The sequence below is a fragment of the Tabrizicola soli genome (assembly GCF_015999335.1).
In the GTDB taxonomy this organism is placed as follows: Bacteria; Pseudomonadota; Alphaproteobacteria; order Rhodobacterales; family Rhodobacteraceae; genus Tabrizicola; species Tabrizicola soli.
This window is the reverse complement of sequence record NZ_JAEACP010000002.1, coordinates 65,505-89,230: the sequence shown is the minus strand read 5'-3', so window position 1 is coordinate 89,230 and position 23,726 is coordinate 65,505. Positions and strand designations below refer to the sequence as shown.

The following is a 23,726-nucleotide window of genomic DNA, read 5'->3' as shown; positions in this document are numbered from 1 at the left end:
CGGGCAGCAGGGGAGGCGCGGATGGGACGGCTGGACGGTAAGACGGTTCTGGTGACGGCGGCGGGGGCGGGGATCGGACGGGCCTCGGCGCTGGCCATGGCGCGGGAAGGCGCGCGGGTGATCGCGACGGATGTGAACGCCGAGGCGCTGCAGGGCCTGCAAGGCTGCGAGACCAGGGTGCTTGACGTGCGCGACCCGGCCGCGATCGCGGCCACATTCGCGGCGGTCGGCACCCCGGATGTGCTGTTCAACTGCGCGGGATTCGTGGCGAACGGCACGATCCTGGACTGCGACGAGGAGACCTGGGCCTTCAGCCTGGACCTGAACCTGACGGCGATGTTCCGCATGTGCCGGGCGGCGCTGCCCGGAATGCTGGCGCGCGGGCACGGCAACATCATCAACATGGCCTCGGTCGCGGGGTCGATCATCGCGGCGCCGAACCGGGCGGTCTATGGGGTGACCAAGGCCGGTGTGATCGGCCTGACCAAGGCGATCGCGGCGGATTTCGTGGCTAAGGGCATCCGCTGCAACGCGGTCTGTCCGGGCACGGTGGACACGCCCTCGCTGCGCCAACGGATGCGGGACAGCGGCGATTACGAGACCGCGCGCGCCAGTTTCCTGGCCCGCCAGCCCACGGGGCGCCTGGCCGCGGCCGAGGAGATCGCGGCGCTGGTGGTCTATCTTGCCTCGGACGAATCCTCGTTCACCACCGGGGTGGCGCATGTGATCGACGGCGGCTGGTCGAACACCTGATCCCGCTCAGCCCCGCGTGGCGCGCTTCTGCACCGGCGAGGTGCCGAAATGCGCGCGGAACACGCGCGAGAAATGCGAGGTGGTCTGGAACCCGCAGGCCATCGCGATCTCGGTGATCGACTGTTCGGTCTGCAGCAGCAGGTTCTGCGCCCGGTGCAGCCGCATCTCCATGAAGTAGTGCTTCGGCGTGGAGTTCAGGTAGCGCCCGAACAGCCGCTCCAGCTGCCGGGTGGAAATCCCGAGGTCCTCGGCGATCAGGCTGGGCGAGATCGGGGTCTCGATCGTCTCCTCCATCATCGCGATCGCCCGCATCAGATGCTGGTTGCGCATCCCATGCCGCGACTGGATCGAGACGCGCTGCGCCGCCGTCCCCTCGCGCACGGCGTTGTAGACCATCTGGTCGGCGACCTCGGTCGCGAGGTCCTTGCCGTGGTCGCGGCCGATCAGGTGCAGCATCAGGTCCGCGGCCGCCGTGCCGCCCGAGGCGGTGATGATCTTCTCGCGCGCGGCGAAGACATTGCGCACGAGGCGGACGTCGGGAAACTCTTCGGTGAAAAGGTCGTGCCAGGCCCAGTGGACCGCCGTCTCCACATCGTCCAGGAACCCCGCCTTCGCCAGCACATAGGCGCCCGAGCAGATCGCGCCGAGCGGCGTACCCGCCGCCCGCTCGCGCCGCAGCCAGGACAGCACCGGCGCAGAGGTCAGGTTCTGCACGTTGGTGCCCGAGATGACGAACAGCCGGTCGGCATGGCGCGTCGGCTCCAGCCCCTGATCGGTCAGCGTGACCGAGCCGTTCGAGCAGGTGGCGCTGTGGCCGTCCTCGCTGGCCAGCGTCCAGCGGTAGAGCGGCCGGCCCGAGACGTAGTTGGCGATGCGAAGCGGTTCCACGGCGCAGGAAAAGGCGAGGTGGGTGAATTCGCGCAGGAGGAAGAAGGTGTAGTGCGTGGTCCCGGTCATCTGCCTTCGCTCCATGCAAAAGGGGGCCGCCCGCGACGGGCGGCCCCCAGGCTCAGTCGGACGGCGTCACTGCGCCACGGCGCGGGCTTCGGTCAGCCAGCCGTCGAAGGTGGCGCGGTTGTCCACGATCCACTTGTCGGCCAGGGCCCAGATCGCCTCGTCGGTATTGGCGCCCTTCGACACTTCCAGCGCCTGGGCCGAGACGTCGTTGACCGGGATCTTCGCCACTTCGAACAGTTTCGCGGCGGCCGGGTTGGCTTCGAGGAAGTCGTTGCGGGCCAGGACGCCGACGCTTTCGACCCCGAAGCCCACGTTCTTGCCGTCGACGATGGTGTTCAGGCCCTCGCTGCCTTCGGGCAGCGCGGTATAGGGCACGCTCAGCCATTCCACATCCTTGCCCGGGACCAGCACGCCCGAGACCCAGTAGGGCGTCCAGGTATAGTAGAGGATCGGCTCGCCGTTGGCATGCCGCGCGATGGCGTCGCCGATGATCGCCTGATAGGCGCCCTGGTTGTGGGTCACGGTGTCGCGCAGGCCGTATTCGGTCAGCTGGAACTCGATCGCCCGCTCGCAGCCCCAGCCGGGGGTGCAGCCGACCAGATCGGCCTTGCCGTCGCCGTCGGCGTCGAAGCGCTTGGCGACCTCGGGGTCCTTCAGCATGGTGAAATCGGTGACGCCCGCGTCATAGCTGGCCTTGTCGACCAGATAGCCCTGCAGGGCGCCCTCGATCAGGACGCCGACCTTGGACATCACCGCGGCGCCGCCGGATTCCTCGAAGAAGGCGGCATGCAGCGCGTGCCAGTGGTTGGCCGTGAAATCCGCATCCCCGCCGCCGATGGCGATGTGCATGGTCTGGTATTCGGCTTCCATCGGCTCGGCGGTCTCGTAGCCCAGTTCCTGCAGCGCGCGCAGCAGCACGTAGTGGTGGAAGTGCTCCTCGATCTGCGCCGGCATCACGACGCGGACCGGATCCTTGCCCTCGCCGGGCTTGTTCGGATCTTGCGCCAGGGACGGCCCCGCCAGCAAGAGCGCCAGCGCGGTGGTGAGGGTAAACATCTTCATCAGTGGTGTCTCCTTGTTGATTTTACAGTCAGATTCTTGTTGCTCGCAGGTTCTTCAGCCGCGTTTTGCGAAAAGCCCGGTCAGCAGGCCGACGGGCCCGGTCTGCCACCAGTGGCGGTGTCCCTTGTCGCGGCCGGAACGGCCCAGACCCTGGGTGATGCGGTCCAGCACGATGGCCAGCATCACGATCCCGAGGCCGCCGACGATGGCCTTGCCGGCATCCAGCCGCCCCATCGCCCGCAGCACCTCGTTGCCCAGGCCCTTGACCGCGATCATCGAGGCGATCACCACCATCGAGAGCGACAGCATGATCGTCTGGTTCAGCCCCGCGAGGATCGTCGGCGTGGCCAGCGGCAGCTCGACCTTGCGCAGGATCTGGCCCGGCGAGGCCCCGAAGGCCCGCGCGGCCTCGACCACCGAGGGGTTCACGCCGCGGATGCCCAGCGAGGTCAGGCGGACCAGCGGCGGCAGGGCGAAGATGATGGTGACGATGACGCCGGAGACGTTGCCGATCCCGATCATCATCACGACCGGAACCAGATAGACGAAGGCGGGGATCGTCTGCATCGTGTCCAGAATCGGGCGGATGAAGGCCTCGAACCGATCGCTCTTTCCGGCCAGCACGCCCAGGGGCAGGCCGATCAGCACGCAAAGGATGACCGAGGCGATCACGATGGCCAGCGTGGTCATCGCCAGGCCCCAGGCCTCGGGCGCCAGGATCCCGAGGATCAGCAGGCAGGCTCCGACCAGGATCGCGGTGCGCCGCCCCGCGGTCTGCCAGGCCACAAGCACCAGCACCGCCAGCATCACCAGGGGCGGCACCGAGTGCAGCGCGCTCTCGATGCCGGTGATCACCGTCTCGAAGAACCGTTTGGTCGGCTGGATCAGGTCCCGGTTGGAAATCGCCCACTGCTTGATCCCGTCCGCCCAGTTGGCGATGCCGAGATCGATCGAGCCGAAGGGGTTCAGCCAGTCGAAGGTCTTGTCGGCCATCAGGCAGCCCTCTCTTCTTCGCGTCCCTGGATGCCGCGCAGAAGCGCGCGCTTGGTCACCACGCCGACGGGCTTGCCCTCGGAGGCGATCAGGATCGGATGGTCGGTGCCGACCGCCAGGTCGACGAGTTCGTTCAGGTTCATCTCCGGCCGCCCGACCGGCCAGCTCGCGGTATCCTGCGGCCCCTGCGCCTGCACATGGGCCGCGAAGGGCTGCATGATCCGCGCCGCCGTCACCAGGTCCAGCTTGGAAATCCCGGCCACGAATTCGGCGACATAGTCATCCGCCGGCTCGGTCACGATCTCTTCCGGAGTACCGATCTGCACCAGCACCCCGTCCTTCATGATTGCGATGCGGTCGCCGATGCGGATCGCCTCGTCGAGGTCATGGGTGATGAAGACCGTGGTCTTGTGGAGTTCGGCCGAGAGCTCCATGAAGGTGCCCTGCAACTGCCGCCGGATCAGCGGGTCGAGCGCGCTGAAGGGTTCGTCCATCAAGAGGATCGTCGGATCTGCCGCCAGCGCCCGGGCCAGGCCCACGCGCTGCTGCATGCCCCCCGACAGTTCGTCGGGATATTTCGCGTCCCAGCCGGTGAGGTCCACCATCTCGATCGCCCTGGCCGCGACCCTCGCGCGCTCGGCCTCCGATTTGCCGCGCACCTCCAGGCTGAAGGCGACATTATCGCGCACGGTGCGGTGCGGCATCAGCGCCATCGACTGGAACACCATGCCGATCTTCTCGGCCCGCAGCTTGCGCAGCGCCTCGGCGTTCATCGCATTGACGTTCTGGCCCTCGATATAGACCGCGCCCGAGGTCGGCTCGATCAGCCGGTTGATGTGGCGGATCAGCGTCGACTTGCCCGATCCCGACAGGCCCATGATGCAGAAGATCTCGCCCCGGCCGACGGTGAAGCTGGCGTTCTGGACGCCCACCACGCAGTCGAATTTCTCGCGAATGTCCTTCTTCGACAGGCCCTGGGACCGCACGGCCTCCATCGCCTGGCGCGACTTGTCGCCGAATATCTTCCAGATGCCTTCGCAGCGGATCACGTCCTCTCGGGCCTCGGCCATGCAGAATCTCCCCCCGGTTTGGTCGACTAAAAACACAAAACTTTGCTGTAGACAATATGTATTTTATCCGACTACACAGAGGTCGGGCTACCTGATTCACCAATGGCGTCAATCCAGGGTCAGGCAGGAGATCATCCAGTGAACGCAGAACCGCGCAGCAAGAAGACCCAGTGCATCGAGGACCTGCGCCGCAAGGTCCTGACCCAGATTCTGGAGCCCGGCGCCTATCTCGACGAGACCGAGCTGGCCGAGACCTATGGTATCTCGCGCCCTCCGCTGCGCGAGGTCCTGCGCCAGTTGCAGGGTGAGGGTTATGTTGTGCTGCATGAGAACCGGGGCGCGCAAGTGGCCCCGATGTCGCACAAGACGCTGCGCAATTTTTTCGTCGCCGCCCCGATGATCTATGCCGCCGTGACGCGGCTGGCGGCCGAACATGCCACCCCGGCCCAGATCGCCTGGCTGAAGGACACGCAGGTTTCCTTCCGCAAGGCCATTGCCTCGGGCAATGCCTCGGACCGGGCGTTGTGGAACCAGCGGTTCCATTCCGTGATCGGCGAGATGGCCGACAACGAGTTCCTGATGCCCAGCCTCCGCCGGCTCTTGATCGACCATACCCGCATCGGGATGACCTTCTACAATCCGCGCAAGGAGGCGATGGCCTGTGTCTCGGCCACCGCCGCCGACCAGCACGACACCTTCATCGCCCTGATCGAGGCCGGCGATGCCGACGCCGCCGCCGACCTGGCGGTGGCCCATTGGGAGCTGTCGCGCGCCCAGATCGAAAGCTTTGTCACCCCCCCCAGCATCCAGAGCCCGCTTGGCCGGGCGCCCGAGGCTGGCGATCAACGAGGAGCCGCATGAACTTCGAAGGCATCTACACCCCCGCCATCACGCCGCATCGCGAGGACGGCTCGATCGACCGCGACGCATTCGTCGCCCAGCTGGAATACCTGATCGCCCAGGGCGTTCATGGCATCATCAACGGCGGTTCGACCGGCGAATATTACGCCCAGTCGATGGAAGAGCGGCTGGAAATGGCCTCGCTCGCCCGCGAGGTCACCAAGGGCCGCACGCATCTGATGGTCGGCACCGTGGCGATCCGGCTGGAAGACAGCCTCACCATGGCCGAACATGCCGCGAAGATCGGGGCCGACAGCATCCTCGTCGGCTCGCCGCCCTATTCGGTCCCGACCGAACGCGAGAACGCCTTGAACGCGCTCGCCATCGACCGCGCCGCCGACCTGCCGATCATGCTCTACAACTACCCCGGCCGGATGGGCATCAACATGGGCGAGGAATTCCTCGACCGCGTCGGCCGCAGCCGCAATTTCTGCGCCATCAAGGAAAGCTCGGGCGACATCAACCGCGTCCACCTCCTCGCCCGCGACTACCCGCATGTCCAGATGTCCTGCGGCATGGACGACCAGGCGCTGGAATTCTTCGCCTGGGGCGCCCGCAGCTGGGTCTGCGGCGGGTCCAACTTCCTGCCCGCCGAACACCTGGCGCTCTGGCAGGCCTGCGCGGTCGAGGGCAATTTCGACAAGGGCCGCCGGATCATGTCCGCCCTGATGCCGCTGATGCGGGTCCTGGAACAGGGCGGCAAGTTCATCCAGTGCATCAAGCACGGCTGCGAGATGATGGGCCAATATGCCGGCCCGCCGCGCCCGCCGCTGAAACCGCTCAACAAGGACGACAAGCGCCAGCTGGAACAGACCGTGCGCGTCCTCAAGACCACCATCGCCCAGATCGTTGCGGAGTAAGCCCATGTCCCTTCTCACCACCGAAGAATACAAGGCCATCGCCGCCGGTCTGTCCTTCCCCACGACCGCCTTCATCGACGGCCACTTCCGCCCCGCGATCTCTGGCAAGACCTTCGACACGATCAACCCGGCCACGGGCGACGTGCTGGCCAAGGTCGCCGCCTGCGGGCCCGAGGATGTGGACCTCGCCGTCCAGAAGGCCCGCGACGCCTTCGAGGACGGCCGCTGGTCGCGCCTGCACCCGAAGGAACGGAAAGAGGTGCTGATCAAGCTGGCGAAGCTGGTCAAGCGCAACGCCCGCGAACTGGCGGTGCTGGAAAGCCTCGATTCCGGCAAGACGATCTATGATTGCGAACAGGTCGACGTGCCGGAAACTGTCAACTGCCTGGCCTGGCACGCCGAACTGATCGACAAGATCTACGACCAGGTCGCCCCGGCGTCGGACAACCACATCGCCATGATCGTCCGCGAACCCGTGGGCGTCGTGGGTCTGGTGCTGCCCTGGAACTTCCCGCTCCTGATGCTCGCCTGGAAGATCGGCCCCGCCCTCGCTGCCGGCTGCTCGGTGATCGTCAAACCGGCCGAGGAGACCCCGCTCACCACCCTCCGCATGGCCGAACTCGCGATGGAGGCCGGCATCCCCGCCGGCGTCTTCAACGTCGTCCCCGGCAGCGGCCCGGACGTGGGCGAACCCATCGGCCGCCACATGGACATCGACGCCGTCTCCTTCACCGGCAGCACCGAGACCGGCCGCCGCTTCCTGCGCTATGCGGCGGAATCGAACCTCAAGGAAGTCACGCTGGAAATGGGCGGCAAGAACCCCGCCGTGGTCCTCGACGATGCCGAGAACCTCGACCGCGTCGCCGCGCATGTCGTCAACGGCGCCTTCTGGAACATGGGCGAGAACTGTTCGGCCTCCTCGCGCCTGATCGTGCAGAAGGGCGTGAAGGACGAGCTTCTGAAGCGCATCGTCGCCCATGCCCGCGAATGGCCGATGGGCGATCCGCTCGACCCGGTGAACCGGGTGGGTGCGCTGGTCTCGAAGGGCCATTACGACAAGGTGTGCAGCTACCTCGAGAAGGGGCCGAAGGTCGTCCTCGGCGGCAAGGCCGACAAGGGCTTCGTCGAACCCACGATCCTGGAAGTCTCGCGCGAGGCGAAGCAGGCCCGGGAGGAAATCTTCGGCCCCGTCCTCTCGGTCCTGACCGTCGACAGCTTCGACGAGGCCATCGCGCTGGCCAACGACACCGAATACGGCCTTGCCGCAAGCATCTTCACCGCCAACGTCAAGCGCGCCCTGCGCGGCGCCCGCGCCCTGCGGGCCGGGACCGTCACGGTGAATTCCTTCGGCGAGGGCGATATCTCCACCCCCTTCGGCGGGTTCAAGCAGTCGGGCTTCGGCGGCCGGGACAACGGCATCCAGGCGCATGACCAGTATACCCAAGTCAAGACGATCTGGGTCGACCTGGCCGACGACGCGGACGAGGCTGTCGGCTGATGCGCATCGGCTTTCTCGGCACCGGCGAGATCACCGCCGCCATGGTGCGGGGGCTGAAGGGCCAGGGTCACCGGATCCTGGTCTCGCCCCGCAACGCCGGCATGGCGGCGCAGCTTGCCGCCGAGGTGGCCGAAGTCACCATCGCGCCGAACGATGAGGTGGTGGCGGGCTCGGAGGTGGTGTTCCTCTGCCTTCTGGCCCGTGTGGCCGGGGAGGTGCTGCCCGGCCTGCCGTTCCGCCAGGGCCAGAGCATCATCTCCGTCATGGTCGATGCGCCCATCGCGACGCTGCAACGGCTCTGCGCGCCCGCGACCGACATCGCCATCACCATACCGCTGCCGCCCATCGCGGTGGGCGGCTGCCCGCTGCCGGTCTACCCGGCCTCGCCGGCGCTGGAGACCCTGTTCGGCGCCCGCAACCTGATCCTGCCGCAGCCGTCCGAGGCCGCGCTGAACGCCCATCTCGGCGTTTCCGCCCTCTGCTCGCCGATCCTGGACCAGATCCTGACGGCGGTGGACTGGCTGGCGGGCTTTACTGGTAATCCGGGGGCGGCCGAGGCCTATGTCGCCGCGATGATCCGCGGCTACCTGCCCGAACGGGCGAATGGCGGCGATCTGGCTGGGGCGCTGCAGAAGCTTTCCACCGAGGGCGGTCTGAACGCCACGCTGCGCGCCGCCATGGCCCCGGCGAAGGACGACCTGCGCCGGGGGCTGGACGGTTTCCGTTCCCGCCTCGGCCTTGACGAACGGAAGACAGAGACATGACCCGCATCCAGGCCAGACGCACCCCGGTCCACCGCGGCCCCGCCGCCTGGTCCGCGATCCTGCCCGGCCAGCCCGCGCCGGTGCCGCTGCCGGGCGACCAGACTGTCGACGTGGCGATCGTCGGCGGCGGTTTCGCCGGTCTCGCCGCCGCGCGCCGCCTGCGCGAAATGGAACCGGCGCTGAAGGTCGCGGTCCTCGAAGCCTCGCGCCTCGCCGAGGGCGCCTCGGGTCGCAACTCGGGCTTCATGATCGACCTGCCGCATGAGCTGACCTCGGACGACTACGCCGGCCACGGCGACGACCGCGAGATGATCGCGCTGAACCGCCAAGCCATCGCCTTCGCGCGCGGCGCGGTCCAGGACTATGGCATCAGGGCCGACTACTTCGACCCGATGGGCAAGGTGAACGGCGCCGCCTCCGAAACCGCCGACAAGCTGAACCGCTCCTATGCCGAGCATCTGACCAGCCTGGGCGAGCCCAACGAGCGGCTCGACGCGAAGGGGATGAAGGAGCTGACCGGCAGCCGCCACTATCTCTCCGGCCTCTACACCCCCGGCACGGTGATGCTGCAACCCGCAGGCTTCGTGCGCGGTTTCGGCGAGGGGCTGCGGGCATCCGGCGTGGGCATCTGGGAGAACACCCCCGTCACCGCGATCGAGCGGACGGGCCAGGGCTGGACCGTGACCACCGCGCGGGGCCGGCTGACGGCGGGCAAGGTGATCCTGGCGAACAACGGCCATCTGGAAAGCTTCGGCTTTGCCGAGAACCGGCTGATGCATGTCTTCCTTTACGCCTCGATGACGGTGGACCTTGGCGCGGAGGCGCTGAAAGCCCTTGGCGGCAGCCCGCGCTGGGGCGTCACGCCCTCGGACCCGATGGGCACCACCATGCGCCGGATCGACACCGCCCTTGGCGGCAACCGCATCGTCACCCGCACCTGCGCCAGCTTCCTGCCGGGGATGGAGGCCTCCGAGGCCGCCCTGCGCCGCACCGCCGCCGTCCATCGCCAGAAATTCGCCGACCGCTTCCCAGCACTGAAGGACGTGAAACAGGAATACACCTGGGCCGGGCACCTGTGCCTGACCCGCAACGCGGTCTCCATCGCGCGCGAGCTTGAGCCGGGGCTTTACGCCGCCACCGTCTGCAATGGCCTCGGCACGGCGCGCAGCACGCTGACCGGGATCGCGGCGGCGGAACTGGTCCTGGGGCAGGACACCGCCACCACCCGCCATTTCGCGCGCGAGGCCCAGCCGGCCAAGCTGCCGCCGAAACCCTTCTCGACCATCGGCGCCAATGTCTTCCTGCGCTTCAAGGAATGGCGCGCGGGCCGCGAGTAGGGTGGGCAATCTGCCCACGTCCCGATCTCCAAGGATGAACCGATGACCTTCAAGCGCATGATTACCGCCGTCGACACCCATTCCGGCATCCCGATGCGGGTCATCACCGGCGGCGTCGGCCATATCCCCGGCGCAACCGTCTACGACAAGATGAAATGGCTGGAGGCGAACGACGACCAGCTGCGCCAGCTGGTCCTGCGCGAACCGCGCGGCTACCCGGCGCATTGCTGCAACCTCCTCGTCCCGCCCAGCCACCCCGAGGCTCAGGCCGGCTACATCATCATGGAGCAGGTCGAATATCCGATGATGTCGGGCGGCAACACGATCTCGGTCGCCACGGTGCTGTTGGAGACCGGCATCCTGCCCATGCAGGAACCCGTGACCGAGCTGACCCTCGAAGCCCCCGCCGGGCTGATCCGAATCCGCGCCGAGTGCGAAGGCGGCAAGGTCAAGTCCGTCACCTTCCGCAACGTCCCCGCCTTCGCCGCGCATCTCGATGCCGAGATCGACGTGCCGCACCTTGGGAAGGTCCGCGTCGATGTCGGCTGGGGCGGCATGTTCTACGTCATCGCCGACGTGCGCCAGTTCAAGGGCCTTGAGCTGATCCCCGAACATGGCGGCGAGATCGCCCGCGTCTCCGCCATGATCCGCCAGGCCGCCATCGAGCAGCTCCCCGTCGCGCACCCGGACTATCCCGGCGTCGGCATCACCATCTCGCAGCTCTCCGGCCCCAGCGACGATCCGAAGGCCGACTGGAAGAACGCCGTCACCATGGCCACCGGCCCGCTCAGCTGGGACGACCCCGCCACCTGGACCGGGGCCATCGACCGCTGCCCTTGCGGCACGGGCACCTGCGCCAAGATGGCCGTCCTCCATGCCAAGGGCGAGTTGCCGCTGGACCGGGATTTCCGCCACCAGGGCATCCTCGGCACCGTCTTCACCGGCCGTCTGGTGGAGAAGGCACAGGTCGGCGACAAGGCGGCCGTGGTGCCGACGATCTCGGGCAGAAGCTGGATCTACGGGTTCAACACCATGGTCCTCGACCCCGAGGACCCGCTGCCGAACGGCTATACGCTGGGCGACATCTGGGCCTGATCACTCACGCGCGGTCAGCACGAGAAGCCCGCCCGAGGTGATCAGCACCGTCCCGACCAGGGTCCAGATGTCCGGCACCTCGCCGAAGAAGATGAAGCCCCAGAAGACGGCGAAGATCATGTAGGCGTAGTCGAAGCTCGCCACGACCTCGGGGCGCGGGGACTGGTAGGCCTTGGCCACGCCGATGGCGATCCCCAGCATCAGCAGGGCAAGGGTCGCCATGACCGCCCAGACCTCGGCCGTGACGGGAACCCAGGCGCCGGTGAGGAACGGGTAGTCCCAGGGCAGGTCCGGTCCCAGCGACAACAGGGTCAGGGCCGCAAGGCCAAAGCCCAGGAAGGCCAGGTTCAGCCAGAACCCCAGCACCACCGGCGCGACGGTGGCGCATTTCGCGCGGGTCAGGATCGCCGAGACGGCATAGAACGCCGCCGCGGCCACGGGCATCAGCACCAGCGGAGTGAACGCGGCACCGAAGGGGCGGACGATGGCCAGAAGTCCGGCGAAGCCGGTGAGGATCGCCAGCCAGTGCCGCGCCGTCACCCGGTTCCCCAGGATCAGCGCCGACAGCGCGACGATGAAGAGTGGCGCGGTGTAGAAGGCCGCCCCGGCCAGCGCCATGTCGATCAGCGGCAGCGCGGGATACATCGACAGATACATCCCGACCAGCGCCAGAGAGCGCAAGGCAACCCAGGCGGCCGAGGCCAGGCCGACGCGCCCCCGCGCCATCAGGTACAGCACCGGCAGGACAAGCGCCGACCGCAGGACCCAGATCTGCCACAGGGTCATGCCCCCGGCCGAGGCCTTGATGATCGCATCGGCCAGCGCCATGGCAAAGACCGATCCGAGAATGGCCAGCACCCCTGCCGGCAGGGCCTTGAGGCGGGTCATGGCTTGCTCGTGCGGTCCCAAAGGGTCAGTCCGCGCAGGCCATGCCATATCGTCGGTCCGGCTGGAAGCCCGCTCACGGCAGCGACAGCTTCGCCATCCGCCCGCCATCCACCGTCCAGACCTGCCCGGTCACGAACCCCGCCTCCTCGCTCGCCAGCCAGGCCACCAGCGCCGCCACCTCCTCCGGCCGCCCGGTCCGCCCGACGGGATGGATCCGGCCGATGTTGGCGCGGAAGGCGGCCGGGTCCGGCATCCCCTCGATGAAGGCCTCGTTCAGCTCGGTGTCGATCCAGCCCGGCGCGACCGCATTGCAGCGCACCTCGCGCGAGTGATCCACCGCCACCGCCCGCGTCAACCCGTGCAGCCCCGCCTTCGAGGCGCAATAGGCCGCATGGCTCGGGTTCGACCCCAGCCCCTCGATGCTGCCGATGTTGACGATGCTGCCCTGCGCCGCCCGCAGATGCGGCAGTGCTGCCTGGATGAACAGGAATGGCGCGGTGAGGTTCACCCGCAGGTTCCGCTCCCAGTCGGCGAGGCTCATCTCCTCGACCCGGGCCTCCTGCATCATGCCGGCGTTGTTCACCAGCACGTCCAGCCGCCCGGCCCGCGCGAGGATCGTGGAGACGACCCGCGCCGGGGCGGCGGTGTCGGTGAAATCGGCCTCGATCCCCTCGAACTCCGCATCCGCCCCGCGCTGCGCGGTGAAGACCCTCGCGCCTTCGCTGGCAAGACGGCGCGCGATGGCCTGCCCGATACCCGACCGCCCCCCGGTCACCAGGGCAACCTTGCCAGAAAACCTCATTTCACCGGCTTCCCGCCATTCACCTCGACCACCGCGCCGACCATGTAGCGCGAAGCGTCCGAGGCGAGGAACAGGATCACGTCGGCAATGTCCTCGGGCTCGGCAATCCGGCCCAGCGGCACCGTCTTGCCCAGTTCGGCAACGGCGGTATCCGGATCGAACCCGCGCTTGGCGAAGCCGGTCCGCAGCATCGGCGTGTTGACCTCGTTCGGCGCGACCGCGTTGATGCGGATGCCCTTCTCCGCATGGTCCATCCCCATGCACTGCGTCAGCGAGGCGATCGCCGCCTTGGTCATGCAATAGACCGCGTGCCCCGGCCCCGGCCGCAGCCCCCAGCAGGAGGCGACGTTGACGATGGCGCTGCCCGGCGGAAGCAGCGGGATCGCCGCCCGGCAGATGCGGAACGGCGCTTCCACGTTCACGCCGAGCGACAGGTCCCAGTCGGCGTCCGTGGTCTCGTCCACCTTGCCCCGCGTGATGACGCCCGCGTTGTTGACGACGATGTCGAGGCCGCCCAGAGCCGCCTTCGCCGCGGCCGGAAGCCCGTCGGCATAGGCGGGCTCCAGCAGGTTCCCCGGCAGATGCGCCTCGGCCTCCACCCCCGACACGTCGCGGTCCGCCACCGCCACCAGCGCGCCTTGCGCCCGCAGCGCCCGCACCACCGCTGCCCCGATGCCGCCCGCGGCCCCCGTGACCAGCGCCTTCTTTCCCTTGAGATCGCTCATCTTCTTCCTCAGCCGAACGAAAGAACCGGATTGCCGAACATGCCTTCCTCGGGCACCACGCCCAGACCCGGCCCTTCCGGCAGCCTGATGTGGCCGCCGACGATGTTGACGCCGGTCCTGTCGTAGTTGCCTTCGATATAAGGCGCAGCCAGCCAGACGCCTTCGTTCAGCCGAGGCTGCACCGTCGCGCCGATATGGGTGCAGGCCGCCGCGATGATGTCGCCGCCCCAGGCGTCGTCACAGGTATGCGGCAGGCTCCGCGCCTCGCAGATGTCGCGGAAAGCGGCCATCTGTTGCAGGCCCCCGATCCGTGTGACCTTCATGCCGAAGCCGTCGACCAGCCCCGTGCCCGCCGCGCGGATCACCGTCGCCAGATCCTCGCCATTCTCGTCCATGTAGATGCCGTGATGCACCTGTCCCCGGATCGCCGCCAGTTCCTCGACCGTGTTGCAGGGCTGTTCCATGATGAAGGGAATTTCCTGGCACTCGCGGCTCAGGCGCAGCGCATCGCGGGTCGGCAGGCCGCGGTTGCCATCGGCCGCCAGCCGCACGCCCTTGCCGCCGATCACCTCCCAGACCTTGCGCAGGACCGCGATGTCCACCTCGACCGGGCGTCCGCCGATCTTGATCTGGAGCCGGGGATAGCCCTCGGCGACCTTCTCGGCGGCGATGCGGGCAATCTCATCCGGCTCGCCCACCCCGGTGGCGAAATAGGAGGGCACGTTCTCCTGCGCCACGCCGCCCAGAAGCTCGGCCACGCGCAGGCCCGTCGCCTTGCCGATGATGTCATAGGCCGCGATGTCGAGGGCGGCCTTGGCGTAGCGGTGGCCGTTCAGCAGGCTGTCCATCTTCCGCCGCAGGCTCACGGGATGCAGCGACGCGCCGATCAGGCCCCGCCCCATCTCCTCCAGCGCGGCGCGGGCGCCCCTGGCGTGGCTGGCGCAATAGGTGGGGCCGACCGGGCAGGTCTCGCCCCAGCCGACATGGCCGGTGTCCGAGACGATCTTGACCAGCGTCGTGTCCAGCGCCCAGACTTGGGCATTGGCCATCGTGTAGGGCCCGTTCCTGACCGGCAGGTCATGGGCGTAGACGTGGATTTCCTTGATTTTCATGGGAAGGGGTCCGGGGTCAGGTGTTGTCGGAAGGGGGGATCAGGACAAGCTTGCCGACATGGCCCTTGGCCAGAAAATCCTTCTGGGCCTGGACGATCTCGGACAGCGGATAGGTGCGGGCGACGACGGGGCGGATGCGGCCCGCCTCGATGTAGCGGATGAGGTTCTCGAACACCTCGTCCTCCTGGAAGGTCGCGCCGTAGAGGGTGAGGTCCTTCAGATAGAGCGTACGCAGGTCGATCTGCGCCAGCGGCCCGGCGATGGCGCCGGAGATGACGTAGCGGCCGCCCTTCTTCAGCACGTCGAGAAGCTGCGGCCAGCCCGGTCCCCCGACGAGGTCCAGCACCACATCCACGCTGCCCTTGCCCAGCTCCTTCACCAGATCCGCATCGCGGTCGATCACCCGGTCGGCCCCGATGGCCAGCACCTCCTCGGTCTTCGACTTGCCCGCCAGTGCGATTACAGTCGCACCCCGCAGCTTTGCCAGCTGTACGGCGGAAGAGCCCACGCCACCCGAGGCCCCGGTGATCAGCACGGTCTCCGCCCCGACCTTGCCGCGATGGAGCATGTTCTCCGCCGTGGACCAGGCGCAGGGGATGGCGGCAAGCTCGGCGTCCGACCAGTCGCAGTTCACCGCGAAGGTTTCGCGCGCGGGCGCGACGGTGAACTGCGCGAAGCCGCCGTCGCATTCGGAGCCGAAGGTCCAGCATTCCCAGGGTTTCCAGCCGACATAGGTCCGCAACAGGTTCCGCACGATCACCCGCTCGCCGATCCGGCCCGCGTCCACGCCCTCGCCCACCGCCACGATCCGCCCGCAGGCGTCCGCGCCCTGGATGCGGGGGAACTTCAGCGCCTCGCCGGTCCAGCTCGCATCGGCGTCGTCGGCCCCGGCAAAGCCCGCTGCCCCGCCGGCGTTCGAGCCTTCGCCGACCGCCTTGGAATACCAGCCGATGCGAGTGTTGATGTCGGTGTTGTTGACCGCCGAGGCGGCGACGCGGATCAGCACCTCGCCCGGTTTCGGCTGCGGCACCGGCACGTCGGTGCGGTATTCCAGCTTCTCGTAGCCGCCGTGCCCGGTCAGCAGAACGGCACACATCATGGAGGGCATTCCCTTCCCCTTTCAGTCGATTTCCGCCGCCGCAAGGGCAGCGCGCGCCGCGTGCATCGCGGCTTCATAGGCGATCTCGCGGCCTTGCAGCCGGGCGGCCTGGGTCATGCCCTCGTGCAGCAGGAACAGCGTCTCGGCCAGGTGGCCGGTGTCCCGTCCGGGGGCCACGCGGGCCAGCCGCCGGCGGAATTCCTCGGCAAGCCGAGCCTTGTGGTCCTTGACCACCGCCTCGATGGCGGCGCTGTCGGGGTATTGCGCCCAGGCGTTCAGGAACAGGCAGCCGGTGTTCGCCACCTCGCCCAGCCAGTCGCCCAGCCGGACGAGGGGGTGCAGCACATGCGCGGCACCCTCCTGCGGCCCGCCCTCCAGCCAGCGGAAATAGGTCGCGTCGCGATGCTCCAGCGCGCCGACGATCATCGCCTCGCGGCTGGGGAAGTGCTTGTAGAGCGTGCGGAGCGACACGTCCGCCTCGGCACGCAGAGCCTCGACCCCCTGCTCGGCAAAGCCGGCCTCGGCGAAGCTGCGCTCCAGGTCGCTGGCGATTCTGTCCTTGGTGCCCATGGCGAGAGGGTAGAATGATCGCTCTACTTATGCAAAGGAAAAGTAAAGCGATCACTCTACCTTAAGAAAAGGCCGCCCGAAGGCGGCCAGTCGCAGGGAACTCAGTGTTCGGTGTTCAACTCGTCCACCGCCGGGATCTCGCGTTCGCGGCGGGCGATGTAGTCGAGAAGGGCCTCGTTGACGCCTTCGTCCAGCTTCGGCTCCTCGTAGTCGGCCAGCAACTGCCGCGCCCGGTCCAGCGCCCGCTGGGTGATCTCGACGCTGCCTTCGGCCTGCCATTGCTCGATCGAGTTGTTGTCGAAGAGCTTCGGCATGAAGAACGCCCGCTCGAAGTTTTCCAGCGTATGCGGGTGGCCCAGGTAATGCCCTCCCGGCCCCACATCGCGCACTGCTGCCATCGCCTCGTCGAAATCGTCCCAGCGCGGGCCCTCGGCCATGCGGTAGCCCATCTGGCACATCTCGGCATCGACCACGAACTTGGCGACCGAACAATGCATCCCGGCCTCGTTCCAGCCGGCGGAGTGCCAGATGTAGTTGGCCCCGGCATGGAGCACCGCGTTCATCGTCATCGCGCTTTCATACCCGGCCTGCGCGTCGAAGGTCTTCGCGCCCCCCAGCAGGTTCGAGGTCCGCCACGGCACGTTGTAGTAGCGCGCCATCTGGCCGATCATGAAGTTCATCAGGCTGATCTCCGGCGTCCCCGCCATCGGTGCCCCGGATTTCATCGAAACCGTCGACAGGTAGTGCCCGTAGATCGCCGGGGCGCCCTTGCGGATGACCTGGGTATAGGCCAGCGCCGACAGCGCTTCGGCGTTCAGCTGCGCCACGGCGGGGGCGACCGAGGCGGGGGTATTGGCGCCGCCCAGCACAAAGGGCGAGCACAACACGGGCTGGCGACGCTTCACGAAGGCGCGCATCGCCGACAGCATCGTCTCGTCCCAGACCAGGGGCGAGTTGCCGTTGCAGTTGCCGGTGGTTACCGGCGTTTCTTCCATCACATCCTTGCCGAACAGGATCTCGCACATCGCCATCACGTCCTCGGCGTTCTTGCCCGAGGTCGTCATGCCCATGAAGGTCTTGTCGGAATGCTTCATCGAGGAATAGGTGATGTGCAGGTGCCGGTGGGAAACCTTCATGTCCATCGGCTCGACGATGTGGTGCGCGGTGGAATGCAGCGCGGGCGACATGTGGGAAAGCTTGTGGAACATGTTCAGGTCGGCGATCGTCGGCCAGCGCCGCACATCGTCGAGGTCGCGCAGGAAGGGCGCGCCGGTCATCGGCACGAAGATCGAATGCTTGCCGCCGAAGGGCAGGCTCTTCTCCGGGTTCCGCGCCCGGTAGGTCCAGTCCGAGGGGATGGTCGAGATCAGTTCGCGCACGAGACCCCGGTCGAGGTAGACCCGCTCGCCCTCGACCTTCGCGCCTGCGCGCTTCCAGTCGGCCAAGGCGATCTCGTCGCGGAAGATGACGCCGACCTCTTCCAGGATCGACATGGACGCATTGTCGATCTGCTCGACCCGGGACTGGTCCATGACCTCGCATTCCGGGATGCCGCGCTTGAGGGCGGGGAGCATCTCGAAATCCGGGGCCGAGCGCATCGCGCGGCGGGCGCCACGGCCCCCGGCGCGGGCGGTTCTGGTGACTTCGTTCATGGTTTGCCTCCAAGCGATGCGGATGCGTCATCTGCCGCCCTCCGGGTCCTTGCCACAGTCACGGCGACGAAGCGGGCTGGCGATTTTGCGACATGGTACGGCTCTCTGCCGACGGGGCGGCCATAACATTCTGCATATGGCGGCAGGGCGCAGGCCGTGGTCTATTCCAGGGGCGGCCGGTCCGAGGGCCGCCAGCGAGGGAGGTCAGACATGCATCCGGCACTTGCGAAGGGAGGCGTGGCCGTCATCACCGGCGCGGCTTCGGGCATCGGGCTCGCCGCCGCCCGGCATCTGGCGCGGTCGGGGCTGCGGGTCTGTCTCGCCGACCTGGACGATGGCCGTCTGGAGGCCGCGCGGGCGCTGCTTCTGGACGATGGCGCATTGGCGGACGAGGTGATGGCGGTGCCGATCGACGTGGCCGAGGCCGAAGAGCTTCGGGCGCTGGCCGACCAGGTGGCGGCGGACTGGGGCGCGGTCAACGTGCTGATGAACAACGCCGGGATGCAGCCGGGCAGTTCGATCTTCGACATCGAGGGCAACTGGGACCGGATCCTCTCGGTCAACATGATGGGCGTGATCCGGGGCGCGCAGACCTTCGCGCCGCGGATGCTGGAGAGCGGGGAGCCGGGGCTGATCATCAACACCGGCTCGAAACAGGGGATCACCACGCCGCCGGGGGATCCGGCCTACAATGTCTCGAAAGCCGGGGTGAAGGTCTTCACCGAGGCGCTGCAGCACGCCCTGCGCAACATGCCGGACGGCAAGGTCGAGGCGCGGCTCTTCATCCCCGGCTTCGTCTGGACGCCGCTGACCGCGGGCGGGCGCGCGGAAAAGCCCGCCGGGGCCTGGACGCCCGAGGAGGTGGTGGAGTTCCTCTTCGCCTCGGTCGAGCGGGGGGATTTCTACATCCTCTGCCCCGACAACGAGGTAGACCGACGCACGGATGAAAAGCGCATCCTCTGGGCGGCCGGCGACATCGCCGAGAACCGGCCGCCCTTGTCGCGCTGGCACCCGGAATATGGCGAGCTGTTCAAGGAATGGCTGAAGGTCTGAACCGGGGGAACCCATGCCCGACACGATTGACAGCATCGAAACCCCGGCCTTCGTCGTCAGCGAGACCATAGCCCGGCGCAACATCCGCGCGCTGCAGGACCATTGCGACCGGGTCGGCCTGCGGCTGCGGCCGCATATCAAGACCCACAAGCTGATCCGCTTCGCCAAGGCCCAGGTCGCGGCGGGGGCGAAGGGGATCACCTGCCAGAAGATCGGCGAGGCCGAGGTGATGGCGGAGGGCGGACTCGACGACATCCTGATCACCTACAACATCCTCGGCTCGGCCAAGCTGGCGCGGCTGCGCGCCCTGTCGGACCGGCTGACCCGTCTGGCCGTCACCGCCGACGGCCAAGCGGTAGTAACCGGGCTGTCCGCAGCCTTCGCCGACGCGCCGCGCCCGCTGGACGTGCTGGTCGAATGCGACACCGGCGGGCGGCGCTGCGGGGTGCAGACCCCCGAGGAGGCGCTGGCCCTGGCCCGGGGCATCGCGGCATCGCCCGGCCTGCGTTTCGGCGGGCTGATGACCTATCCCGCCGCCGGCGGCGCGCGCGAGGCCGCCGGCTTTCTGCGGGCGGCGCGGGGTCTGCTGCGCGAGAACGGGCTGGACTGCCCGACCGTCACCTCGGGCGGTACCCCGGACATGTGGGCCTCGGAAGCCGCCGATATCCTGACCGAATATCGCGCAGGAACCTACATCTACAACGACCGCTCGCTGGTGAAGCGCGGCACCTGCGGCTGGGAGGATTGCGCGGGGCAGGTCCTCGCGACAGTGGTCAGCATGCCCACGCCAGACCGGGCGGTGATCGACGCGGGCTCCAAGGTGCTGAGTTCCGATCTGCTGGGCCTGACCGGCCATGGCCATGTAATGGGCCACCCGGAAATCCAGATCACCGGGCTGAGCGAGGAGCACGGCGTTCTGGCCGTTGATCCCGCGCGCCCCTTGCAGATCGGCCAGCGTCTCAGGATCGTGCCGAACCATGTCTGCGTGGTTTCGAACCTGTTCGACCGGATCTGGATCGAGGGCGCGGACGGGAGCCTGGAGCAAGTGCCAGTCGATGCGCGCGGGCGCGTGACCTGAACGGGGGAGAAAGCGCATGACACTGACGCGTTACGGATCGGGTTCCTCTGGCGCCGGCAAGCAGCCCTTGCCCTTCGCCCGGGCGGTCGAGGCGGACGGCTGGCTGCATGTCTCGGGCCAGGTCGCAATGGAAGGCGGCGAAATCGTGCAGGGCGGCGTCATCGCCCAGTCCCGTCGCGCGATCGAGAACATGATCGCGATCCTGCACGAGGCGGGCTATGGCGTCGAGGATGTGGTTCGCGTCGGGGTCTGGCTGGACGATCCCCGCGACTTCTGGAGTTTCAACGGCGTGTTCACCGAGTATTTCGGGGCGAACCCGCCCGCGCGCTCGACCGTGCAGTCGCGGATGATGGTGGACTGCAAGATCGAGATCGACTGTGTCGCATTCCGTGCCGACCGCAAGCCGCGGTAGACTTGCGGCCAGGTGCTTGATCTAGTGCGCGCCGCGACAGCATGGAGTTGACGGAATGGAAAGCCGCTGGCTTGAAGACTTCCTGAGCCTCGTCGATACCCGGAACTTCTCGCGATCCGCCCAGGCGCGCTATACCACGCAGCCCGCCTTCAGCCGCCGTATAAAGAGCTTGGAGGAATGGGTCGGTGCGCAGCTGTTCAACCGCACGACGCAGCCGATCACCCTGACCCTCTCGGGCGAACGCTTCCGCCCGGTGGCCGAGGACGTGCTGCGGCGCCTCTATCAGGGGCGCGAGGAGGCGCGGCGGATCGGCGACGTCAGCTCGCAGACCATCCGCTTTGCCGCGACGCACAGCCTGTCGCTGAACTTCTTCCCCGGCTGGCTGCGCGCGCTGGAGCTGCGCAGCCACACGTTCAACACGAGGCTCGACACCAGCCAGTTCAACGAATGCATCCACATGCTGCAACGGGGCGAGTGCCAGTTCCTGATCAGCTACACCCATCCCGTGATCCCGATGCAGCTGCCGCCCGAGCACTTCACCTCGAAGATCGTGATGCGCGACCGGCTGGTGCCGGTGACGCTGCCCGATACCGAGGGCCATCCGGTCGACCAGCTGCCCGGCACCGAGGAGGAGCCGGTGCATTACCTTGCCTATGCCGAGACCTCGGCCATCGGCAAGGTGGTCGAGCACATGATCGCCATCTGGGAGGAACCCCTGCACCTGAACCGGGTCTTTGTCTCGCACATGGCAGCGGTGCTGAAGGCGATGAGTTCGGAAGGGCGCGGCACGGCCTGGCTGCCGGAAAGCCACCTCACGCGCGAGTTCGCCGAAGGAACCCTGGTGCGGGCCGGGGACAAGCGCTGGGACATTCCGGTCGAGGTGCGGATGATCCGCTCGCGCGATCCCTTGCCCGACATGGCCGAGGAGCTCTGGGCCCTTCTGCCGGGCGAAGAGGATTGCGGCTGGGGCTGATGCGCCAAAGGCATGACGGGTGCCGCAGCTTGCATTGGCCAGCGTCGCTGCGCCGGGGTTAACTGACCGGGACCGCCCGCCGTCTGCCGGGCCAGACCTTGCCCGGAGCCTGCCATGACCACCCTTGCCAGCCTGGAAACCCCCTGCCTGATCCTTGACGGTGGCCGGCTGGAGCGGAACGCCGCCCGGATGACGGGCCGCTACGCCGGGACCGGGGTCAAGCTGCGCCCGCATATGAAGACGGCGAAATCCATCGACGTGGCCCGGATCGCGCTGGCCGGGAACTTCGGCGGCATCACCGTCTCGACCCTGAAGGAGGCGGAGTATTTCGCCGACCACGGCATCGACGACATCATCTATGCCGTGGGCCTGGTGCCCGAGAAGCTGTCCCGCATCGCGCGCCTGATCCGGCGCGGAGCACAACTGACTGGGATCACCGACAGCTCCGCCATGGCCGAGGCGATCAGCCGCGCCGCGGTGGCGGAAGGGGTGATGGTCGACCTGCTGATCGAACTCGACTCGGGCGAACGGCGCGGGGGTCTGATCGCGGGCAGCGCCGGGGTGGTGGACCTCGGCCGCGCGCTGCACGACCTGCCGGGAACCCGGCTGGCCGGGGTGCTGACCCATGCCGGGAACTCCTATCACTGCCGGAGCCTGGAGGATCTGTACCGGGTGGCCGAGGAGGAGCGCCTGGTCGCCGTGACCGCCGCGGACCAGCTGCGCGCGGCGGGGCTGCCCTGTGCGGTCGTCAGCGTCGGCTCGACCCCGACGGCGGTGCATGGGCAGAATTTCGACGGCCTGACCGAGATGCGCTGCGGCGTCTACATGTTCGGCGACGTCTTCCAGCACGAGATCGCATCGCACGGGTTGGAGGATATCGCCGTATCGGTCCTCGCCACGGTGATCGGGCATCGGCCCGACCTGAACGCGGCGCTGATCGACGCAGGCGGGCTCGCGCTGTCCAAGGACCGCAGCACCGGCGCGCCGGGCCTGGCCGAGGATGTGGGCTTCGGCATGATCATGGACGAGACCTGCGCGCGCCGGATCGGGCGGGTACGGGTGGGCCATGTCTATCAGGAACACGGCATGCTGGTCAGCGACGGCCTGTTCCCCTTCGACGATCTGCCGGTGGGCGCGCGGGTGCGGGTGCTGCCGAACCATGTCTGCATGACGGCGGCGATGTATGACGGCTACCGCGTGCTGGACATGGACGATCCGCGGCGCGTCGCGGACTTCTGGCCCCGCGTCAACGGCTGGTGACACCACTTCAATCCAAAGGGAGCGCAAGGATGGGCGTCTTCGACCGCCTCCGTCTTGACGGAAAGACCGTGTTCATCACCGGCGGCAGCCGGGGCCTCGGGCGCGAGATCGCGCTGGCGCTGGCCGAGGCCGGGGCCGACATCACCCTGGCCGCCCGCAGCGCCGAAAGCCTGCAGCGGACGGCCGGCGACATCCGCGCCCTGGGCCGGAAGGCGACGGTGATCGTGGCCGACATGGCCGATCCCGCCACCTGCGAGGCCGCCTGCGCCCGCGCGGTAGAGGAAGCGGGCTGCTTCGACATCCTCGTCAACAACATCGGCGGGCGGCGGGTGAATCTCGGACTGGAGGAGATGCCGCTCGACCAGTGGCATCGGCTTCTCGACCTGAACCTGACCTCGACCTTCCTCTGCTGCAAGCACATGGGCGGCGCGATGATACGGCGGGGGCAGGGCGGGCGGATCATCAATCTCGCCTCGATCAACGCGATGGTGGCCGGGCGCAACATCCAGGGCCGCCATTACGAGGCCGCGAAGGCGGGCGTCCTGATGCTGACCCGCTCGCTGGCGGTGGATTGGGCCAGGCACGGCATCACCGTCAACGCGATCTGCCCCGGCATCTTCGCGACCGAGCCGAACCGGATCTGGGCCGAGAAGAACCCCGCGATCATCGAGGCCTATGTCCAGACCATCCCGATGGGCAAGCTGGGCGAGCCCGAGGATCTGGGCCCGCTCGCGGTCTATCTCGCCAGCGATGCCGCACGCTACATGACCGGCGCGGGACTGGTGATCGACGGCGGCTATACCTGCCTGTGAC

At 67.8% G+C, this 23,726-nt stretch carries 24 protein-coding genes; 13 read left to right on the top strand and 11 right to left on the bottom strand.

Annotated features, from left to right (window positions below):
* The first annotated feature begins 21 nt into the window (after positions 1-21).
* Positions 22-753 (top strand): SDR family oxidoreductase, encoded by a 732-nt coding sequence (locus tag I7S92_RS02375; protein WP_197641873.1) that lies wholly within the window; start codon positions 22-24, stop codon positions 751-753.
* A 6-nt stretch (positions 754-759) separates the two neighbouring features.
* On the opposite strand, the gene I7S92_RS02370 is transcribed toward I7S92_RS02375, so the two are convergent.
* The 4 genes from I7S92_RS02370 to I7S92_RS02355 form a co-directional block, all read right to left on the bottom strand.
* On the bottom strand, positions 760-1,710 hold the full coding sequence (locus I7S92_RS02370) for a GlxA family transcriptional regulator (RefSeq protein WP_197641872.1): 951 nt from the start codon (positions 1,708-1,710) through the stop codon (positions 760-762).
* A 66-nt stretch (positions 1,711-1,776) separates the two neighbouring features.
* Positions 1,777-2,772, bottom strand: coding sequence for a glycine betaine/L-proline ABC transporter substrate-binding protein ProX (proX, locus tag I7S92_RS02365; protein ID WP_197641871.1), 996 nt, complete (start codon positions 2,770-2,772; stop codon positions 1,777-1,779).
* 54 nt (positions 2,773-2,826) lie between these two features.
* On the bottom strand, positions 2,827-3,765 hold the full coding sequence (locus I7S92_RS02360; protein ID WP_206760985.1) for an ABC transporter permease: 939 nt from the start codon (positions 3,763-3,765) through the stop codon (positions 2,827-2,829).
* A complete protein-coding gene (locus I7S92_RS02355; RefSeq protein WP_197641870.1) occupies positions 3,765-4,835 on the bottom strand; it encodes a quaternary amine ABC transporter ATP-binding protein in 1,071 nt (356 codons plus the stop codon). The genes I7S92_RS02360 and I7S92_RS02355 overlap by 1 nt, the downstream gene beginning before the upstream one ends.
* 138 nt (positions 4,836-4,973) lie before the next feature.
* Here I7S92_RS02355 and I7S92_RS02350 point away from each other — a divergent pair, with 138 nt between their 5' ends.
* From I7S92_RS02350 to I7S92_RS02325, 6 genes are read left to right on the top strand one after another with little or no spacing between them, the layout of a single operon-like run.
* Positions 4,974-5,696: a GntR family transcriptional regulator gene (locus I7S92_RS02350; RefSeq protein ID WP_287864156.1), complete on the top strand. Its 723-nt coding sequence runs from the start codon at positions 4,974-4,976 to the stop codon at positions 5,694-5,696.
* Positions 5,693-6,595 carry a dihydrodipicolinate synthase family protein gene (locus I7S92_RS02345; RefSeq protein ID WP_197641868.1) on the top strand — a complete coding sequence of 301 codons (903 nt, stop codon included), beginning with the start codon at positions 5,693-5,695 and terminating at the stop codon, positions 6,593-6,595. Before I7S92_RS02350 ends, I7S92_RS02345 begins: the two co-directional genes overlap by 4 nt.
* A 4-nt stretch (positions 6,596-6,599) precedes the next feature.
* The gene (locus I7S92_RS02340) at positions 6,600-8,093 is read left to right on the top strand and encodes an aldehyde dehydrogenase (protein WP_197641867.1); all 1,494 of its coding nucleotides are present in this window, start codon (positions 6,600-6,602) and stop codon (positions 8,091-8,093) included.
* Positions 8,093-8,857, top strand: a complete 765-nt coding sequence (locus tag I7S92_RS02335; protein ID WP_197641866.1) for an NAD(P)-binding domain-containing protein — start codon at positions 8,093-8,095, stop codon at positions 8,855-8,857. Before I7S92_RS02340 ends, I7S92_RS02335 begins: the two co-directional genes overlap by 1 nt.
* Positions 8,854-10,194, top strand: coding sequence for an NAD(P)/FAD-dependent oxidoreductase (locus I7S92_RS02330; RefSeq protein ID WP_197641865.1), 1,341 nt, complete (start codon positions 8,854-8,856; stop codon positions 10,192-10,194). The genes I7S92_RS02335 and I7S92_RS02330 overlap by 4 nt, the downstream gene beginning before the upstream one ends.
* A gap of 42 nt (positions 10,195-10,236) precedes the next feature.
* Positions 10,237-11,289, top strand: coding sequence for a proline racemase family protein (locus I7S92_RS02325; RefSeq protein WP_197641864.1), 1,053 nt, complete (start codon positions 10,237-10,239; stop codon positions 11,287-11,289).
* Here the strand turns inward: I7S92_RS02325 and I7S92_RS02320 are convergent, their stop codons facing one another.
* The 7 genes from I7S92_RS02320 to I7S92_RS02290 form a co-directional block, all read right to left on the bottom strand.
* A complete protein-coding gene (locus tag I7S92_RS02320; protein ID WP_197641863.1) occupies positions 11,290-12,177 on the bottom strand; it encodes a DMT family transporter in 888 nt (295 codons plus the stop codon). It abuts the gene before it with no gap.
* Between the two features lie 73 nt (positions 12,178-12,250).
* Positions 12,251-12,979 carry an SDR family NAD(P)-dependent oxidoreductase gene (locus I7S92_RS02315; protein WP_197641862.1) on the bottom strand — a complete coding sequence of 243 codons (729 nt, stop codon included), beginning with the start codon at positions 12,977-12,979 and terminating at the stop codon, positions 12,251-12,253.
* Positions 12,976-13,704: an SDR family NAD(P)-dependent oxidoreductase gene (locus I7S92_RS02310; protein WP_197641861.1), complete on the bottom strand. Its 729-nt coding sequence runs from the start codon at positions 13,702-13,704 to the stop codon at positions 12,976-12,978. Before I7S92_RS02310 ends, I7S92_RS02315 begins: the two co-directional genes overlap by 4 nt.
* A gap of 8 nt (positions 13,705-13,712) precedes the next feature.
* On the bottom strand, positions 13,713-14,816 hold the full coding sequence (locus I7S92_RS02305; protein ID WP_197641860.1) for a mandelate racemase/muconate lactonizing enzyme family protein: 1,104 nt from the start codon (positions 14,814-14,816) through the stop codon (positions 13,713-13,715).
* Positions 14,817-14,832: 16 nt separating this feature from the next.
* Positions 14,833-15,924: an alcohol dehydrogenase family protein gene (locus I7S92_RS02300; RefSeq protein ID WP_242070032.1), complete on the bottom strand. Its 1,092-nt coding sequence runs from the start codon at positions 15,922-15,924 to the stop codon at positions 14,833-14,835.
* A 12-nt stretch (positions 15,925-15,936) separates the two neighbouring features.
* Entirely contained in the window at positions 15,937-16,485 is a 549-nt protein-coding gene (locus I7S92_RS02295) for a TetR/AcrR family transcriptional regulator (RefSeq protein WP_197641859.1), read from the bottom strand.
* A gap of 101 nt (positions 16,486-16,586) precedes the next feature.
* Positions 16,587-18,137, bottom strand: a complete 1,551-nt coding sequence (locus I7S92_RS02290) for a trimethylamine methyltransferase family protein (protein WP_197641858.1) — start codon at positions 18,135-18,137, stop codon at positions 16,587-16,589.
* Between the two features lie 210 nt (positions 18,138-18,347).
* Here I7S92_RS02290 and I7S92_RS02285 point away from each other — a divergent pair, with 210 nt between their 5' ends.
* The 6 genes from I7S92_RS02285 (at position 18,348) to I7S92_RS02260 (ending at position 23,725) form a co-directional block, all read left to right on the top strand.
* Positions 18,348-19,190, top strand: a complete 843-nt coding sequence (locus I7S92_RS02285) for an SDR family NAD(P)-dependent oxidoreductase (protein ID WP_197641857.1) — start codon at positions 18,348-18,350, stop codon at positions 19,188-19,190.
* Between the two features lie 13 nt (positions 19,191-19,203).
* Entirely contained in the window at positions 19,204-20,268 is a 1,065-nt protein-coding gene (locus I7S92_RS02280) for a D-TA family PLP-dependent enzyme (RefSeq protein WP_197641856.1), read from the top strand.
* 16 nt (positions 20,269-20,284) lie between these two features.
* Positions 20,285-20,680: a RidA family protein gene (locus I7S92_RS02275; protein WP_197641855.1), complete on the top strand. Its 396-nt coding sequence runs from the start codon at positions 20,285-20,287 to the stop codon at positions 20,678-20,680.
* A 55-nt stretch (positions 20,681-20,735) separates the two neighbouring features.
* Complete coding sequence (locus I7S92_RS02270) at positions 20,736-21,653, top strand: LysR substrate-binding domain-containing protein (protein ID WP_197641854.1); 918 nt, start codon at positions 20,736-20,738, stop codon at positions 21,651-21,653.
* Between the two features lie 114 nt (positions 21,654-21,767).
* On the top strand, positions 21,768-22,913 hold the full coding sequence (locus I7S92_RS02265) for an alanine racemase (protein ID WP_197641853.1): 1,146 nt from the start codon (positions 21,768-21,770) through the stop codon (positions 22,911-22,913).
* A 29-nt stretch (positions 22,914-22,942) separates the two neighbouring features.
* Entirely contained in the window at positions 22,943-23,725 is a 783-nt protein-coding gene (locus tag I7S92_RS02260; RefSeq protein ID WP_197641852.1) for an SDR family NAD(P)-dependent oxidoreductase, read from the top strand.
* The last annotated feature ends 1 nt before the right edge of the window (position 23,726 follow it).